This is a genomic window from Brenneria sp. L4-2C, from assembly GCF_040240335.1.
Classification (GTDB): domain Bacteria; phylum Pseudomonadota; class Gammaproteobacteria; order Enterobacterales; family Enterobacteriaceae; genus Brenneria.
On sequence record NZ_JBEIAC010000010.1, the window covers coordinates 19942 to 36249 of the forward strand.

13 protein-coding genes are annotated in these 16308 nt (G+C 58.2%); 4 read left to right on the forward strand and 9 right to left on the reverse strand.

Annotated features, from left to right (window positions below; all coding sequences use genetic code 11):
- Position 1: 1 nt before the first annotated feature.
- Positions 2 to 781, reverse strand: coding sequence for an ABC transporter substrate-binding protein (locus ABRZ26_RS15180; RefSeq protein ID WP_319604983.1), 780 nt, complete (start codon positions 779 to 781; stop codon positions 2 to 4).
- 240 nt (positions 782 to 1021) lie between these two features.
- Between ABRZ26_RS15180 and ABRZ26_RS15185 the strand changes: the two genes are divergently transcribed.
- Together ABRZ26_RS15185 and ABRZ26_RS15190 are read left to right on the forward strand one after the other, a co-directional pair.
- Complete coding sequence (locus ABRZ26_RS15185; protein ID WP_413556269.1) at positions 1022 to 1792, forward strand: GntR family transcriptional regulator; 771 nt, start codon at positions 1022 to 1024, stop codon at positions 1790 to 1792.
- A gap of 61 nt (positions 1793 to 1853) precedes the next feature.
- Positions 1854 to 2768 (forward strand): delta(1)-pyrroline-2-carboxylate reductase family protein, encoded by a 915-nt coding sequence (locus ABRZ26_RS15190; protein ID WP_319604985.1) that lies wholly within the window; start codon positions 1854 to 1856, stop codon positions 2766 to 2768.
- 148 nt (positions 2769 to 2916) lie between these two features.
- Here the strand turns inward: ABRZ26_RS15190 and fumA are convergent, their stop codons facing one another.
- Complete coding sequence (gene fumA / locus ABRZ26_RS15195) at positions 2917 to 4563, reverse strand: class I fumarate hydratase FumA (protein ID WP_319604987.1); 1647 nt, start codon at positions 4561 to 4563, stop codon at positions 2917 to 2919.
- 120 nt (positions 4564 to 4683) lie between these two features.
- Positions 4684 to 6195: an anion permease gene (locus ABRZ26_RS15200; protein ID WP_319604988.1), complete on the reverse strand. Its 1512-nt coding sequence runs from the start codon at positions 6193 to 6195 to the stop codon at positions 4684 to 4686.
- Between the two features lie 688 nt (positions 6196 to 6883).
- Between ABRZ26_RS15200 and ABRZ26_RS15205 the strand changes: the two genes are divergently transcribed.
- Together ABRZ26_RS15205 and ABRZ26_RS15210 are read left to right on the forward strand one after the other, a co-directional pair.
- Positions 6884 to 9661 carry a flavocytochrome c gene (locus ABRZ26_RS15205; protein WP_319604989.1) on the forward strand — a complete coding sequence of 926 codons (2778 nt, stop codon included), beginning with the start codon at positions 6884 to 6886 and terminating at the stop codon, positions 9659 to 9661.
- A gap of 72 nt (positions 9662 to 9733) precedes the next feature.
- Positions 9734 to 10699: an FAD:protein FMN transferase gene (locus tag ABRZ26_RS15210; protein ID WP_319604990.1), complete on the forward strand. Its 966-nt coding sequence runs from the start codon at positions 9734 to 9736 to the stop codon at positions 10697 to 10699.
- Here ABRZ26_RS15210 and ABRZ26_RS15215 read toward each other — a convergent pair.
- The 6 genes from ABRZ26_RS15215 to ABRZ26_RS15240 all read right to left on the reverse strand — a co-directional run bounded on the left by ABRZ26_RS15215 (position 10684) and on the right by ABRZ26_RS15240 (position 16288).
- Entirely contained in the window at positions 10684 to 11370 is a 687-nt protein-coding gene (locus tag ABRZ26_RS15215; RefSeq protein WP_319604991.1) for a phosphate/phosphite/phosphonate ABC transporter substrate-binding protein, read from the reverse strand. The genes ABRZ26_RS15210 and ABRZ26_RS15215 overlap by 16 nt on opposite strands.
- Positions 11371 to 11468: 98 nt before the next feature.
- Positions 11469 to 12473: an ornithine cyclodeaminase family protein gene (locus tag ABRZ26_RS15220; RefSeq protein WP_319604992.1), complete on the reverse strand. Its 1005-nt coding sequence runs from the start codon at positions 12471 to 12473 to the stop codon at positions 11469 to 11471.
- Between the two features lie 21 nt (positions 12474 to 12494).
- Entirely contained in the window at positions 12495 to 13448 is a 954-nt protein-coding gene (locus ABRZ26_RS15225; protein WP_319604993.1) for an ABC transporter ATP-binding protein, read from the reverse strand.
- Between the two features lie 4 nt (positions 13449 to 13452).
- Complete coding sequence (locus tag ABRZ26_RS15230) at positions 13453 to 14097, reverse strand: ABC transporter permease (RefSeq protein WP_136164560.1); 645 nt, start codon at positions 14095 to 14097, stop codon at positions 13453 to 13455.
- Complete coding sequence (locus ABRZ26_RS15235) at positions 14094 to 14741, reverse strand: ABC transporter permease (protein ID WP_319605108.1); 648 nt, start codon at positions 14739 to 14741, stop codon at positions 14094 to 14096. The genes ABRZ26_RS15230 and ABRZ26_RS15235 overlap by 4 nt, the downstream gene beginning before the upstream one ends.
- Positions 14741 to 16288 carry an HAL/PAL/TAL family ammonia-lyase gene (locus tag ABRZ26_RS15240; RefSeq protein WP_319604994.1) on the reverse strand — a complete coding sequence of 516 codons (1548 nt, stop codon included), beginning with the start codon at positions 16286 to 16288 and terminating at the stop codon, positions 14741 to 14743. The genes ABRZ26_RS15235 and ABRZ26_RS15240 overlap by 1 nt, the downstream gene beginning before the upstream one ends.
- Between the last annotated feature and the right edge of the window lie 20 nt (positions 16289 to 16308).

Genomic DNA, 16308 nt, shown 5'->3' on the forward strand with positions numbered 1-16308 from the left:
ATTATTCGCCATACACATTGAAATTAAAGTATTTTTTTGCCAAACGTTCGTAGGTGCCGTCGCGACGGATTTCAGTGATTGCCCCGTTGAGTTGCTCACGCAGTTTGTCATTCTGTTTGTTGACGCCAATGCCCGTACCCGGCCCGAAAATCACGTCATCCTTCACCTGCGGTTCAATCAGCGCAAAGCCTTTGCCATGAGGTTTATTGAGCAGGGATTCGGTCACCACGGTCGCATCATCAAGCGTGGCGTCGATCCGGCCTACCACCATATCGGCATAGACGTCGTCGGCGCTGGGGTAGGCGATCACTTCCACGCCCTGGCTTTGCCAATGTTTTTTGGCATAAGACTCAAATACCGAGCCTTGTTGCACGCCCAGGCGCTTTCCTTTCAGCGATTCGACGGTAGGTTTTAACCCGCTGGATTCCGGGGCGACGAGAAACGCGGGCGTGTTGAATAACTTGTCGGTAAAGTCGATGGCCTTTTTGCGTTCGTCGGTAATCGACAGCGAGGAGAGAATGGCGTCGAATTTGCGCGCATGCAGGGCAGGGATCAGCCCGTCAAAACTGCTTTCCACCCATACGCATTTGGCGTTGAGTTTGGCGCATAGCGCGTTACCGATATCAATATCGAATCCCTGCAATGAACCGTCCGGCGCTTTTGATTCAAACGGCGGAAACGTGGGGTCTGTTCCGAAGCGAATCACCTGTTCGGCATGAACATTTAAAGGCAGCCACGGCAACGCGAGGCCAAGCAACAAAAGGGGGAGTGCTTTTTTCATCGTTTGCTCCACATTAAAATGTGTACCATAAAATATACCAAAAATAGATATACTCATCGGGCAGGGGAAAAACAAGGAATTGTTTTATTTTTTCTTTATATAAGAATGAATTATGTAGTTATGGTCTGGTTTTTATCTTCGCTTCCCCTGTTGCCGGCGGGGATTTTTTTCTGATTAATCAGCGATCCGTCGGTATACTTGGCGTAAAATTTCACGGCGTTGGGTGAATAAAAATAGACCATGAGCGAAATGAAACGACGTCCACGCAAAGCCTATCTGCAAGCCCGGCAGTCTTTGCTGGCCTTGTTGGCTACGCCGGAATACAACCCGGGCGATCAAATTCCCGCCGAACGTGAGCTGGCGGCGCTGTTGCACATCAGTCGGATGACGCTGAGAAAGATCCTTGATGAACTGATCGACCAGGGATTGCTGGAACGGCGCGGCAATCAGGGTACCTGGCTGACGGCCGCCGCCATCGAGCGTCCGCTGACGCAGGCGATCGAACAGGGGATCAGCAAAATCATCGAGCATAACGGCGCGATACCCAGCAGCCGCTTGATTTACTTTCAGGATGCGGTCGCCAGCGAGCGTATCGCCCGCTTATTACAGATAGAAAGCGGCGCGCCTTTGCTGATGATAAAACGCCTGCGGCTGGCGGATGGACTGCCATTCTGCATTGAAACCAGCTATTTGCCGCGCCGGCGTGTGCCGGATTTAAGCGCGTCGATGCTTGAAGACAAGGGTTCGCTGTATCGTTTGTTGGCCGAGCATTATCACATTCTGGCGATCGCCGATGAAGGAACGATTCGGGTCGGCGTGATGAACGAAGAAGAACAGGCGCTTCTGGGCGCGCCGCCGGACAGTCCGGCGCTGATCTACCGTGGGGTTATTTCCGACCGGATGAGTCAACCGGTGGAATATCTGGTGTCGGTCAATCACCCGCAGCGGGTGACTTTTCGCATCAGTCACAATGTCGTCGGACAGACGGATGTCAATGCAAAAATTCGCTAGCGGCCGACGGGATGATACCCTTGCCTGCGTCCGCCCGAGTTATTTATTGAGGAGCCTTTTTGTGAAATTATTCGATGCCGAAGCGACGGCCAAACTACTTCCTTACGACCGCCTGGTCGATGCTCTGGACCAGATGGCCCGGCAAGGCCTGAACGGGCAGGCGTATGCGCCGGTGCGCCAGAGCGTACCGGCTCAGGACGGCGGCGTGTTGCTGATGATGCCGGCCTCCGACGCCCAACACCTGTGTGTAAAACTGATCACCGTCCATTCTGGCAATCCCGCTCGCGGTCTGCCGGCCATCCAGGGCGAACTGGTGCTGATGCGCGCCGATACCGGCGAACGTTTGCTGTCGCTGGATGCGCCGACGGTCACCGCACGGCGCACGGCGGCGATTTCGTTGCTGGGCGCGCGCAAACTGGCGCATCCGGATGCCGATACCCTGTTGCTGATTGGCGCCGGCGTGCAGGCGAAAGAGCATATGCAGGCTTTTGCCGGCCACTGGCCGTTACGCCGGGTGCGTATTGTCTCGCGGCGCCTCGCGCGCGCTCAGGCTCTGGCCGACTATGCGCGCCAACAGTTGGGGCTGGACGCGCAAGCGATCGCGGAGGTGGACGAACGCGAAGCGCAGGCCGGATTGATCGTTTCGACCACCTCCAGCCGCACGCCGGTGCTTTCGGCGTCGGTGCCGGACGACAGCACCATTATCGCCGTCGGCGCCTATCAGCCGGAGATGGCGGAGATCGCGCCAGCGGTGGTGCATCGCTGCGACCTGTTCGTCGATACGCTGGAAGGCGCGCGGGAAGAGGCGGGGGATTTGATACAGGCCGGGGTCGAATGGGGGAACGTCGGGGATATCGGCGACATCGTCAACCCGCGCCCGCGTCAGGGTCGCCCGGTGATGTTTAAAACCGTTGGCTCGGCGCTATGGGATCTGGCCGCCGCCAAACTGGCGGCGGAGATGGCCGGTCTGGTTTGATGCCTCACGCCTTTCCCGTTGCAGGTATACGGAATGCCTGCAACGGGAATATTGAGCTTTCGCTTGAAGAAGAAGGATGCGGACAGGACGCCGCCGATAAAAAAGGGGCCAGCCGTTACGGCAAGCCCCTTTTTCGATTATTTCCGCTTTATTTCATGCAGTTAGCGCATTGATTCTGCTGAATCTGCTGGAAGAAATCATTGCCTTTATCATCCACCAGAATAAACGCCGGGAAGTTCTCCACTTCAATTTTCCAGATGGCTTCCATACCCAGTTCCGGATATTCCACGCATTCCAGGCTCTTGATGCTCTGCTGCGCCAAGACGGCGGCCGGGCCGCCGATGCTGCCCAGATAGAATCCGCCATGTTTATGGCAGGCATCCGTCACCTGCTGGCTGCGGTTGCCCTTGGCCAACATAATCATGCTGCCGCCGTGCGATTGCAGCAGATCGACATAGGAGTCCATACGTCCCGCGGTGGTCGGGCCCAATGAACCGGAGGCGTAACCTTCCGGCGTTTTGGCCGGGCCGGCGTAGTAGATCGGGTGATCTTTAACGTACTGCGGCAGGTCTTCGCCGTTATCGATACGCTCTTTCAGCTTGGCATGGGCGATATCGCGGCCGACGATGATGGTGCCGGTCAGCGACAGACGGGTCGAGACCGGATACTGAGACAGCTGGGCGAGGATCGCTTTCATCGGGCGATTCAAATCGATATGCACCACGTCGCCTTCGCCCTGCTGGCGCAGAGACTCAGGAATATAGCGCGCCGGATTATGTTCCAGCTTCTCGATCCAGATGCCTTCGCGGTTGATTTTGGCTTTGATGTTGCGGTCCGCGGAGCAGGAGACGCCCATGCCGACCGGGCAGGATGCGCCGTGACGCGGAAGACGGATCACCCGGATATCGTGCGCAAAATACTTGCCGCCGAACTGCGCGCCCAGCCCCAGGTTTTGCGCTTCGATCATCAGTTCCTGCTCCAGTTTCACATCCCGGAACGCCTGACCGTGTTCATTTCCTTCGGTCGGCAGGCCGTCATAGTATTTGGCCGACGCCAGTTTTACCGTCTTCAGCGTGCTTTCCGCCGAAGTGCCGCCGATCACGAAGGCGATATGGTACGGCGGGCAGGCCGCGGTGCCGAGCGTCCGCATTTTTTCCACCAGATAGTTTTTCAGTTTATCGGGGTTAAGCAGCGCCTTGGTTTCCTGATAGAGATAGGTTTTGTTGGCGGAGCCGCCGCCTTTGGCGACGCACAGGAATTTATATTCATCGCCGTCCACGCTGTAGAGGTCGATTTGCGCGGGCAGGTTGGTGCCGGTATTCACTTCTTTGTACATATCCAGCGCCACATTCTGGGAGTAGCGCAGGTTGTCTTCGGTATAGGTGTTGTACACGCCGCGGGTCAGGGCTTCTTCATCGCCGCCGCCGGTCCAGACGCGCTGGCCTTTTTTACCCATGATGATGGCCGTGCCGGTATCCTGACAGGTCGGCAGCACGCCTTTGGCGGCGATTTCCGAGTTTCTCAGGAACTGCAACGCAACGTATTTGTCGTTTTCGCTGGCTTGCGGATCGTGAAGAATCGAGGCGACCTGCTGCTGGTGGGCGGGGCGCAGCATAAATGCGGCGTCGTGAAAGGCCTGCTGCGCCAGCAGCGTCAGGGCTTCGGGCTCCACTTTCAGCACCGGCTGACCTTCAAACTCGCTCACGGAGACATACTCTTTGCTTAGCAGGTAATACTCAGTCTCATCTTTGGCGAGGGGGAAGGGGGGTTGATAAATGAATGGCTTATTCGACATTTTTTTCTCACTTAATAATTTATTGCCGCCGTTATTCGGATAATGAGTAGCTGTACTGGCGGCATCTTGTTCGGTGTGACCGTTGCCAGCCCGACGGCACGAGGGGCTGGCTAGCAATTATCAGAACATCATCGACATCCAGGGGTAGCCGATAACCAGCAGGGCGACCAGGAATATTGCACCAAAAATCGTACCCAGGCGCCAATAATCCGCCGCCGGCAGGTAACCACTGCCGTAGTAGATCGGGCTTGGCCCGGTACCGTAAGGCGTGATAATCCCCATGATACCCAATGACGTCACCATCAGCAGGCAGAATACCTGCATGTTTATGCCGGGGATGGTCGAGGCGATGGTCAGCATGGCGGGCAACAATGCGGTGGTATGCGCGGTGGTGCTGGCGAACAGATAGTGCAGCAGATAAAACGCGACCAGCAGCACGATGGTGGCGACGTCGGGAGAGATGCCGTGCAGAAGCATGCCGCCTTCCTGACCCAGCCAGCCGATAAAGCCGGTGGAGGACAGGCCGTCGGCCAGCGCCACCAGCGTGCCGAACCAGACAAAGGTATTCCATGCGGCTTTGTTGCCGGTGATATCGCCCCATTCCAGTACGCCGGTCCACAGCATCAGGCCGATAACCAACAGGGCGGCCAGCGCCGGTTCAATCCAGTTGGCGGCGAAAATCCACATCACCAGCGCGCAGCAGACGAACAGCAGCAGCAGAATTTCATTCCGCGACAGCTTGCCGAGTTTTTCCAGCTCCTGGCTGGCCCAGCGCGGCACTTCATCGTTGATTTTGACTTCGGGCGGATATAACCAGTAAGCCAGCAGCGGCATGGCCAGGATCAGCAGGATGCCCAGCGGCAGGAAGGCGAGGAACCAGGTACCCCATGAAATGCTGATGCCCACGGTGCTTTTCACCAATGCCAGCGCCAGCAGGTTCGGCGCCAGCGCGGATAAAAACATGGAGCTGGTGATACAGGCGGCGGTGATCGCGACCCACATCAGGTAGGAGCCGATCTTGCGGGCGCTGGGGTCGTTTGGCTTGGAGCCGTACAGCGGCGGCAGGTTAGCGATAATCGGATAAATGGTTCCGCCGCTTCGCGCCGTGTTGGAGGGGGTGAACGGCGCCAGCAGCAGGTCGGCGAAGGTGATGGCGTAACCCAGGGTCAGGCTGCGGCGGCCGAGATATTTCACCAGAATCAGCGCCAGACGGCGGCCGAACTGGGTTTTATCGTAACCGGCGGCGAACATGAACGCGCCGAAAATCAGCCAAACGGTCGAGTTGCCGAATCCGCTCACCGCCCATTTAAAGGATTGGGAAGCGAGTTTGAATTTGGGATCGGCCAGTTGCTCAGGACTGAACAGCAGCCATTCCCCTCCCAGCGCGATGATGATAAGCCCGGTCAGGCCGATTACCGCCCCGGGCAGCGGCTCGAAGATCAAGCCGACAATAACGCCGACAAAGATGGCGAAGAAGTGCCATGAATAGGGTTGCAGCCCCTCAGGCACGGGAGTTAATAACAATGCCGCGGTAACCACCACCATCAATAACATATATATCAGGTGACTCTTCTTACCGCTTGCGGCTTTTTTAACCTGCGGCGGGTTGATGCTTTTTGATATTACGCTCATTTTGATTGTCTATAAGTAGTTAAGAATTCATTTAGCACGTCGAAAATATTTTCCGGTTTATTTAGTTTTTTAATTTTATATTCTTAATTAACGGTGAGATTTCGTACGTTATATTTGTCCGTCATAGTCGATAATTTATACGATCTACGGTGTGGGAATGTTTATATAATGCGTTTTTCATATTTATTGCTGTTGATCTTGATCAAGAGATCGCCGTGATATTTTCGGTTTTTGAAATGTGAATGAGAGTGGTTTCTGTATTTTATTTTCACCATATTTGTTCGTTTTTTTTATTTTCCCGGCATGATTTTCATGAGAGAAAATATGACATCAGACTTCTTGTGGATATTGTCGGTATCGGCTACATATTCTGTCGATTTGTCGGGCTCAGTTGTGGCGCGGCTTGTAGCGATGAGGTGGGTGAGATTTTTATTATTTTTTATCGAAGTAAACAAAAAGTTGTATTAATTTAATTTTATGTGATCTTTTTTATTTAAAAGTAATGATATTTTAATAAAACGAGTGAAATATCAGCCGGCAAATAATTAATTAACTAAAAATAATGATTTTTAAACTAAATATAAAGTTATATTAGTAAGATGACATCGGTAGCGAATTAAAATCAAGAAAAAATAACCGATAACGAATTCAAAGAATTTGAAATTTTTATATTTTGGAGTTGATTATTATGACCAGTCACAATCGCATACTTAGTCCATTTACCTTCCCAAATGGCACTGAGGTAAAAAACCGTCTTTTAATGGCGCCGATGACCACCTGCACCGGCTTTTATGATGGTTCCGTAACCAGTGAATTGGTGGAATATTATCGGGAGCGCGCCGGTAGTATCGGTACGGTTATTGTTGAATGTTGTTTTATTGATGATAAAGGTCTGGCGTTCCCCGGCGCCATTGGTATTGATCACGACAATAAGATTCCCGGTCTGGCAAAAGTCGCCGACGCCATCAAATCCAAAGGCTCGAAAGCTATTCTGCAAATTTATCATGGCGGCAGAATGGTTGAACCCAAGCTGATCGGCGGTCAGTCGCCCGTCGGCCCGAGCGCCCTCGCCGCGCCGCGCGACGGCGCGCCGACCCCGACGGCCTTAACCACGGAAGAAGTGGAAGGCATGATCGTGAAATTCGGCGAAGGCTTCCGTCGCGCCATTGAGGCCGGATTCGACGGCGTGGAAATCCACGGCGCGAACACCTATCTGATTCAGCAGTTCTACTCGCCGAACTCCAACCAGCGTGACGATGAGTGGGGCGGCAGCCGCGACAACCGGGCCAAATTCCCGCTGGCGGTGTTGGATATCGCCCACGAAATGGCGCGTGAGTATGCCGACCCGTCTTTCATCATCGGCTATCGTTTCTCGCCGGAAGAAATTGAAGAACCCGGTATTCGCTTTGCCGACACTCTGTATCTGCTGGAAAAACTGGCGGCGCGCGGGCTGGATTATCTGCACTTCTCCATGGGGTATACCCTGCGTCCGTCGATCGTCGATACCGCCGATCCAACGCCGCTGATTGATAAATACGTCGCTATGCGTTCCGCAACCCTGGCGAAAGTCCCGGTATTGGGCGTGGGCGGCGTGGTTAACAAAGAAGATGTCGAACTGGCGCTGGAACACGGCTATGACATGGTCGCGGTAGGTAAAGCCTGCATCGCCTATCCGGACTGGACCGATCGCATCGCCGACGATCAGCGGATCGAACTGTTTATCGATCACACCAAGCGTGAAGACCTGATCATTCCGGAACCGCTGTGGCGCTTCTCGCTGGTTGACGCGATGATCCGCGACATGAGTCTGTCGTCGAAAAAATTCAAGCCCGGCGTGTTTCAGGAAAAAGCGCAGGATGACGAAAACGAACTGATCATCAATGTCAGCCTGGAAACCGATCGCATTGCCGATATCGAACTGGATGCGGGCTCCGAACTGGATGTCTCTTTCGTCACCAGCTTCGAGGTTATCCGCTCGCGTATTCTTGATGCCAACAGCCCGCACGTCGACGCCGTCACCGGCGCCACCACCCAAAGTGAAGCGGTGAAAAAGGCCGTTTCCAAAGCGCTGGCGAAATCCTGTAAGGCGCAGATTCTGGAAGAAGGCGGCAACCCGGCCACGCCGCAAAGCTACGACGTTATCGTCGTCGGCAGCGGCGGCGCCGGTCTGGCGGCGGCCATTCAGGCCAGCGACGAAGGCGCCAGCGTGCTGATCATCGAGAAGATGCCGAGCATCGGCGGCAATACCATCAAGGCATCGGTGGGGATGAACGCGGCGGAAACCCGTTTCCAGAGAATAAAAGGCATTGTCGACAGTAAAGAGCTGTTCTATGAAGAAAGCATGAAGGGCGGTAAAAACAAAAATAACCCTGAACTGCTGAAGTGCTTCGTCGAACACGCGCCGCAGGCCATAGAATGGCTGGCGGATCACGGCATCGAGCTGAACGATATCACCATCACCGGCGGTATGAGCATCGACCGTACCCACCGTCCGGCGGACCGTTCCGCCGTCGGCGGCTTCCTGATCAGCGGGCTGACGAAGAACCTCAATACGCGCAATATCGATGTGATGCTGGATACCGCCGTTACCGATATTCTCTATGAAGCCGACGCGGTTATCGGCGTTCAGGCGGTGAACGAGGATGATGAAGCCCTGACCATCCTGGCGAAAAGCGTCATCGTCGCCAGCGGCGGCTTCAGCGCCAACCGCGATATGGTCGTACAGTATCGTGCTGAGCTGGATGGCTTCGTCACCACCAACCATAAAGGCGCGACCGGCGACGGCATCGCCATTCTGGAGAAGATTGGCGCCGGTACGGTTGATATGGGCGAAATTCAGATTCACCCGACGGTTGAGCAAACCACGTCCTATCTGGTTTCCGAATCCATCCGCGGCGGCGGCGCCATCCTGGTGAGTCAGGAGGGTAAACGCTTCTTTAATGAAATGGAGACCCGCGACAAGGTTTCGGCGCAGATCATCAGCCTGCCTGAGAAATATGCCTATGTTGTTTTCGACGAGCAGATCAGAACGCAAAACAAGGCCGCCGACGAGTACATCGCTCGCGGATTTGTGATCAGCGCTGACTCTCCGCGCGAGCTGGCCGCCAAGCTGGATATGGATCATCATGCCTTCCTGGCGACGCTGGAACGCTACAATGTTTTTGTCGACAAACAGAACGATGAAGATTTTGGCCGTAAAACCGCGCTGCGCCAGCCTATCAATCAGGGGCCGTTCTACGCCATTCGCATCGCGCCGGGTGTTCACCACACCATGGGCGGGGTAACGATCAACACCGATACCGAGGTGTTGAACGACCAGCAGCAGGTTATTGCGGGCGCCTACGCGGCGGGTGAAGTCGTCGGCGGCATCCACGGCGGTAACCGTATTGGCGGTAATGCCGTCGCCGATATCATCATCTTCGGTATTCTGGCTGGCCGCAACGCGGCATCCCACGCCTTGCGGTAACCGGTGTCGGCCTGTACCTTGGGCCTACCCAGGGTACAGGTTCATGGCCTTCATAATTTCAGGTAATCCGCTATGCCGTCAGACGATCGCGTCTATGCTTATTCCGCTGTTTTGATGGGTTCTCCCATTCTTCTTAAGTTATTTGAGCATAACGAAAGTCTGGCCGCGCTGGTCTTCAGACTGATCAAACAGCAGGAAAACCGGCTTACCGTTAACCGGGCGCATTCCGACGTCATGGACGTCAACCATGCCGCCGGCAGCCATCCGGTAGCGGTCAGCCCCTCGGTGTTCAATCTGATTAAGCGCGCCAAAGCGGTAAGCCTGCTGGACGACAGCTGCTTTAACCTGGCTATCGGCCCGCTGGTCAAGCGCTGGAAAATCGGCTTCAACGGCGACAGCGTTCCTCCCGCCGCTGAGCTACAGGCGCTATTGGCGCTGACCAATCCCGCCGACGTCATCCTCAACGAACAGCAGCATTCCGTTTTTCTGGCAAAAGCCGGCATGGAGATCGATCTGGGCGCGATTGCCAAAGGCTACATTGCCGATCTGGTCAGGGATTTGCTGCATCAGCACGCTACCCGCCACGCCTTGATCAACCTGGGCGGTAACGTTCAGACGCTCGGCGTACCGCAAGACAGCGGGCTGGATGCCTGGTCGGTCGGGCTGAAAAAACCCTTTTCCGCGCCCGACGATCTGATCGGCGTCATCAATGTGAACAACAAATCGGTGGTGACATCCGGTATTTACGAACGCTACTTTGAGCTGAACGGCCGCTGTTACCACCATATTCTCGATCCGAAAACCGGCTACCCGCGGGATAACGAACTGTTGAGCGTCACCATTATTTCCGACGACTCCATCGACGGCGATATCTATACCACGCTGCTCTACGGCATGGGGGTGGAAAAAGGTCTCGCTTACCTGTCCGACAAGCCGGGAATTGAAGCGATTTTCGTCACCCGAGACCGGCAGGTCATTCTCTCGTCGCAACGTCAGTTCACTTTCACCCTGCTGGATAACAGTTACCTGACGGCGTAAATGGCGGCGCGCTGCGCCAGCAGCTGGTAGTCCTGCGGGTCGGGTACGTTGAAGCCTTGCAGCTGCAGCGCGGCAAGCAGCGGGGCGGCTCCGCTGTCGGATGACAAGTCGACGAAGGCGCGTTGCAAGCGGGCCAGCGCGGCGGGCGGCAGCGAGGCCGAGGCCACCAGTAAAGGCATCGGGGCGGGAGCGGTGTGGTCGATTACCCGAACTTTTTCCATCAGCTCAGGCGCATCGTGCGCCAGCAGATCGAAGGCATAGCTGTCCACCGGGCCGATATCGGCCAGGCCGTTGGCGATGGCTTCCACCACGCGGCGCGGGGTAATCAGCGGGCCGACCGTCTGGCGATATAACCCTTTCCCGCCCGGTTGCCGGTAGGGCAGCAGGTGAAAGCGCAGGGCATGGTAGCCGGAGTACGACTCGCGGTTGGTAAAGGCCAGCCGCCGGCCGAAGGTCTCCGGCAATTGCCGATAGGGCGCGTGACGGGCGACGATCAAACGGCTGCGATAGCTGCCGGGGCCGTCGGCCAGCGAATGCAGCGGAATCGGTACGGCGACCGCCACGACCGGAAACAGCCCGAGCGCAAACGGCAGGCCGCACATAAATACGCCCGCCAGATCCGGGCGCTGCCACAGCCCCTCCAGCGGAGCCGGCGCGGGGTAGTCAATCACCTCCCCCTCGACGGAGGCGCGGCGATAGACCTCCCGTAGCAGCCTTTTCCAGCCGGTTGCCGCTGCGGGTGTCACCGAGTACATCCGTCCGTTGGCGATCATGCGTAGCGCAACGTCTGGCCGATTCCCAGCTTGCGCGCCTTTTCCAGCATCGTATGGCCGAGGGCGATATCGCTCAGCGACAGGCCGCGATGCCAGAACAGGATGGTTTCATCGTCGTTTTCGCGTCCAGGTTTAACGCCGGCGACGATCTGTCCGAGTTCGGCATGCAGCGTCTCTGCGCTCAGTTTACCGGCTTCAACGTGGGCGCGCAGAGAACCAAACATGCCGCCCTTGCACTGGCCCCAGTCGTCGACCACCATTTTATCCATGATGTCGGTCAGCGAGAGCTCCACCGCGCTCATGGTGCCGTAAGGCACCACCAGCGCGCCGGGCTTGATCCAGGCGGTTTTCAGCATGGGCGCCGGTTTTTCCAGCCGTGAAGCTTCGACGACGATATCCGCATCGCGCACGCAGCTCTCCCAGTCGGCGGTGACGATAATCTTTTTGCCCAAATCCTGTTCCAGCCGTTTAGCAAAGGCGTTACGGCTTTCCGGACGACGCGAGTGGATGCGGATTTCATCGAAGTCGTACAGGCTGTCCAGCAGGCGTACGTTCCAGTAGGCGGTGCCGCGCGCGCCGATATGGCCGAGTACCTTGCTGTCGCGGCGCGCCAGATGGCGGGCGCCGAGCGCGGTGATCGCCCCGGTGCGCATATCGGTAATGGCCGAGGCATCGACGATGGCCACCGGCATACCGGTGCGCGGATTGAACAAATTAAGCATCGCCATCTCGGACGGCAGACCTAATTGGTAGTTATTCACGTAGTCGCCCACCACCTTCACCCCCGCCAGATTGAGCGGCGCAATATAGCCGCGCAGCACGTTGAAGTGGCCGTTAAACGCCGGATCGGGGATCAGATGCACGCGGGGTTCGATAACGGTTTGATGCCGTCCCTGCGCCAGCAGGCCGGCGTCGACGGCGGCGAGAATTTCGCTGTCGGTCATCGCCAGTTGCTGAATGTCCGGTCCGTTGAGATAGGTAATATTGACAGGCTGGGTCATGGAATTCCCTTAATCCGGCGCTCAGGCCGCAAGCAGTGTTTGCTGATAGGTGAAAAGCTGCTGACGATTTAACTCCCCCAGCACCTGCTGCTGGTCGTCGCTAATCCGCACCCCTGGCGCGTCGTGGGCCAGCATCAGCGCCAGCGCCTCTTTCAGATTCGCCCGGATGCCGACCGACAGCGGATAGCGGCTCTGTTCACAGGGGGTCATCGCCTTCTCCACCGGCGTCAGCGCCAGCAGCTTTAATGCCGCGTCGCTGCCGATAAACGCGGTAACGAACGCATCGGCCGGGTTGCTGAGGATGGCGGCGGGCGTATCGTACTGGCACAGCGTGCCGTGGCGCATAATGGCGATGCGGTCGCCCATTTTTATCGCCTCGTCAAGATCGTGGGTCACGATCACCACGGTCTTTTTAACCCGTTGCAGGATCTGCTTGAATTCCTGCTGCAAGCGCCCGCGAATCAGCGGGTCGATGGCGCCGAAGGGCTCGTCCATCAGCATCACCGGCGGATCGGCCGCCAGCGCCCGGGCTACGCCGACGCGCTGGCGTTGTCCGCCCGACAGCTCCGCCGGATAGCGGCCGCGATCGGTCGACGGATTGAGGCCGACCAGATGCAACAGTTCATCAATGCGGGCGTCGGTTTTACGGCGATCCCAGCCGAGCAGCCGCGGCACCGTGGCGATATTGTCGGCGACGTTCATATGCGGGAACAGGCCGACATTCTGAATGACATAGCCGATATGGCGGCGCAGCAGTACCGGATCGACGGTGGTAATGTCCGCGCCGTTAACCCAAACGCGGCCCTGAGTGGCGTCTTCCAGACGGTTAATCAGGCGCATGGTGGTGGTTTTTCCGCAGCCCGACGGGCCGATCAGCGCCGTGGTTGAGCCTTCCGGGATATCAAGGGTCAGATTATCCAGCGCTTTCTGCGTTGTTCCGGGATAAATCTTGGTGATATTTTCAAGCTTAATCATCGGCTTACCCTCTTGGAACGTGTTTGAACCAGGTCTTTTCCACCGCGGCGAACAGCAGTTCGGCGCCGATGGCCAACAGAATGATGGGGATCGCGCCGACCAGCAGCCGCGACATATCCATAATGGCGATGCCGGTGGTGACGAAATCGCCCAGCCCGCCGCCGCCGATAAAGGAAGCCAGCGCCGCGCCGCCGATCACCTGTACGGCGGCGGTGCGCACGCCGGCCAGAATGCCCGGCGCCGCCAGCGGCAGGATCACCCGGCGGGTGGTTTGCGCCGGCGTCAGCCCCATCCCCCGCGCCGCGGAAAGGGTGTCTTTATCCACCGACTGAATGCTGGTGCAGGTATTGAGCAGGATCGGCGGCAGGGCGAGGATCACCAGCGCCACCACCGACGGCAGCAGGCCGATGCCTAAAAACGGCAGCGCCGCCGCCAGGATCGCCAGGCTGGGAATGGTTCTCAGCGTACTGGCGATACTGGTGGCGATAAAGGTGGCGCGCGGCGAAGCGGCCACCGTCACCCCGATCGGAATGGCCAGCAGCAGCGAAAAAAACAGCGCCAGTCCGCACATCAGCAAATGCTGGCGCAGCGCGGTGAAAAAGGGGTCCGGATTCGCCGTAATCCATTGCCAGGCGTCGTAGAAAATCATGCGTTCGCTTCCGTACTCGGGGCCAGACGGCGACGGCGCGCCAGGCGTCGTTGCAGCAGCAGAAATAGCGCGTCGACGCCGATGGCCAACAGCGAGGTCAGGGCGCCGCCAATCAGAATTTTTTCCGGGTAGCGCTGGTCCAGCCCGGCGAAAATAATGGCGCCCAGCCCGCCGGCATTGATATAGGCGGCGACGGTGGCGATACCGATAAGCGTGGTGGTGGAGATACGCAGCCCGGTGATAATAAACGGCAGCGCCAGCGGCAGTTCGATCTCCCACAGCATGCGCCGGTAGCCGTAACCCATGCCGCGCGCCGCGTCCAGCACCTCGGGGGCGATGGCGTGAAAGCCGGTGGCGATATTGCGCACCAGAATCATCAGGGCGTAAGCGGTAAGGCCGACAATCGCCGGCAGCGTACCGATCCCCAGCCACGGAATAAGCAGCGCAAACAGCGCCAGGCTGGGAATGGAAAACAGCATGCCGGTGAGGGTCAGCACCAGCGCATAGGTTTTCGGCCGGCGGGCGCTCCAGACGCCCAAAATCATGGCGATGACGAAGGCGCAGCCGATCGAGACGCCGACCAGAAACAGATGCTGCAATAAGGCGAGGCCGATATCGTCAAGGTGTCTGGGCGCCCAGCGCATCACGCAATCTCCAGCAGCTGTTCGCCTTCGGCCAGCCAGTCGGAGGCGCTGACGGCCGCGGCGAGGTTTTCGATATCGCCGGCAGTGGAGCGATCCTCATCCAGTCCGGCGACCAGACCGCGCACCCGGGCATGGATAGCCGCGCTGCCGCGACCGAGCGTTATCTCCGTCGCGCCGCGCAAATCGACCGCCTGCGCCGCCACCATCAATTCGATGGCCACCAGATAGCGCAGGCTTTCCACCAGGCGCAGCATTTTTCTGACCGTCGCCATGGACTGCGAGGCGTAATCCTCCACCCTGTCGGCGACCGGTACGGTAATGGCGGACAGCGGGCTGGCGTGATGGACAATGTCGCTGGTCAGCGCGGAAATGGTTTTTTGCAGCGTGGCAAAGCCGGTTTGCCCGCGGTGCGCGGTGAGGAAGCGCGGCAATCCGCTGGCGTCGGCGGACATCAGCTTCATTATGCGTTCGGCCGCGCAGGCGGCCTGGCGCGCCAACGCCAGCGCCAGCGCGTCAAAGGCCTGCGTCAGATGGGTGGCGTCAAAATTGGCGTTGGCCAACACCAGATCGGCCTCGGCGATCAGCGCCGGATTATCGTCGGCGCTATTCAGCTCCAGCTCGGTGGCTTGCCTGGCGTGGTGGAAGGCCTGATGAACGCTGGCCAGCACCGAGGCGGCGCAGCGGAAGCTGAGCGGATCCTGCAACAGACGGGCGCCGCCGGGTTGCAATAAGCTTCCTTCCGCCAGCAGCGACAGCAGATGCGCGGCGCACTGCGCGCCGCCCGGCAGCCTGCGGATATGGCTGACCCAGGGCGACAGCGGGGAAACATTGGCGCGAAACGCTTCGAACGACAGCGCGATGGCGCCGGCCTGCGCGTTAATCAGCCGGGCGATATCGGCCAGCGCCAGCGCGGCGATGCCGACGCAGGCGGCGTTCGAAGAGACCAGCGCCAGCCCGTCCTTACCGGTCAGCGAGGGCAGCGCGAACCCCACGTCGTCCGCCAGCGCCTGAATGTCGGCCACCTGTCCCTGATACTCGACCTGACCCTCGCCCGCCAGCGTCCGGCCGATATGCGCCAGCGGCGCCAGATCGGCCTCACCAATCGAGCCGGTCAGCGGCACCAGCGGATGCACGCCAAGATTCAACAGGCTGAGCAACGCCTGCGCGCTCGGCGGGGAGATGCCGGAATAGCCGGCGGCGATGCCGGCCAGGCGCGCCAGCATCATCGCCCGGACCTGATCGCGGCCGGCGGTCGCGCCGACCCCCACCGCCCGGGCCAGCGGGATGCGCCGCTGTATCTGATGCAGGCGGGCGATATCCTGCCGGCCGTCGGCGCTGTTCAGCACCGCGGTATCCACGCCCGCGCCGAGACCGGTGGTCACGCCGTAGATACGATCGCCGGCGGCAATCCGCCGGTAAAGAAAGGCGAAGCCTTCTGCAATACGCCGTTGCGCCGCCGGGCTGAATGCCACCGGCCGATTTTCTCTGGCGACTTCGACCAGCGTCGCCAGAGTCAATGCCGTATCGCCACCAAGATTAACTGTCATTGCCGCGTTTAACCGGTTGT

Excerpts from the sequence above, each read along its gene's own strand:
- ABRZ26_RS15180 (WP_319604983.1), bottom strand. The coding sequence starts at position 781 with ATGAAAAAAGCACTCCCCCTTTTGTTGCTTGGCCTCGCGTTGCCGTGG.
- ABRZ26_RS15185 (WP_413556269.1), top strand. The coding sequence starts at position 1,022 with ATGAGCGAAATGAAACGACGTCCACGCAAAGCCTATCTGCAAGCCCGG.
- fumA (WP_319604987.1), bottom strand. The coding sequence starts at position 4,563 with ATGTCGAATAAGCCATTCATTTATCAACCCCCCTTCCCCCTCGCCAAA.
- ABRZ26_RS15200 (WP_319604988.1), bottom strand. The coding sequence starts at position 6,195 with ATGAGCGTAATATCAAAAAGCATCAACCCGCCGCAGGTTAAAAAAGCC.
- ABRZ26_RS15205 (WP_319604989.1), top strand. The coding sequence starts at position 6,884 with ATGACCAGTCACAATCGCATACTTAGTCCATTTACCTTCCCAAATGGC.
- ABRZ26_RS15210 (WP_319604990.1), top strand. The coding sequence starts at position 9,734 with ATGCCGTCAGACGATCGCGTCTATGCTTATTCCGCTGTTTTGATGGGT.
- ABRZ26_RS15220 (WP_319604992.1), bottom strand. The coding sequence starts at position 12,473 with ATGACCCAGCCTGTCAATATTACCTATCTCAACGGACCGGACATTCAG.
- ABRZ26_RS15225 (WP_319604993.1), bottom strand. The coding sequence starts at position 13,448 with ATGATTAAGCTTGAAAATATCACCAAGATTTATCCCGGAACAACGCAG.
- ABRZ26_RS15230 (WP_136164560.1), bottom strand. The coding sequence starts at position 14,097 with ATGATTTTCTACGACGCCTGGCAATGGATTACGGCGAATCCGGACCCC.
- ABRZ26_RS15235 (WP_319605108.1), bottom strand. The coding sequence starts at position 14,741 with ATGCGCTGGGCGCCCAGACACCTTGACGATATCGGCCTCGCCTTATTG.
- ABRZ26_RS15240 (WP_319604994.1), bottom strand. The coding sequence starts at position 16,288 with ATGACAGTTAATCTTGGTGGCGATACGGCATTGACTCTGGCGACGCTG.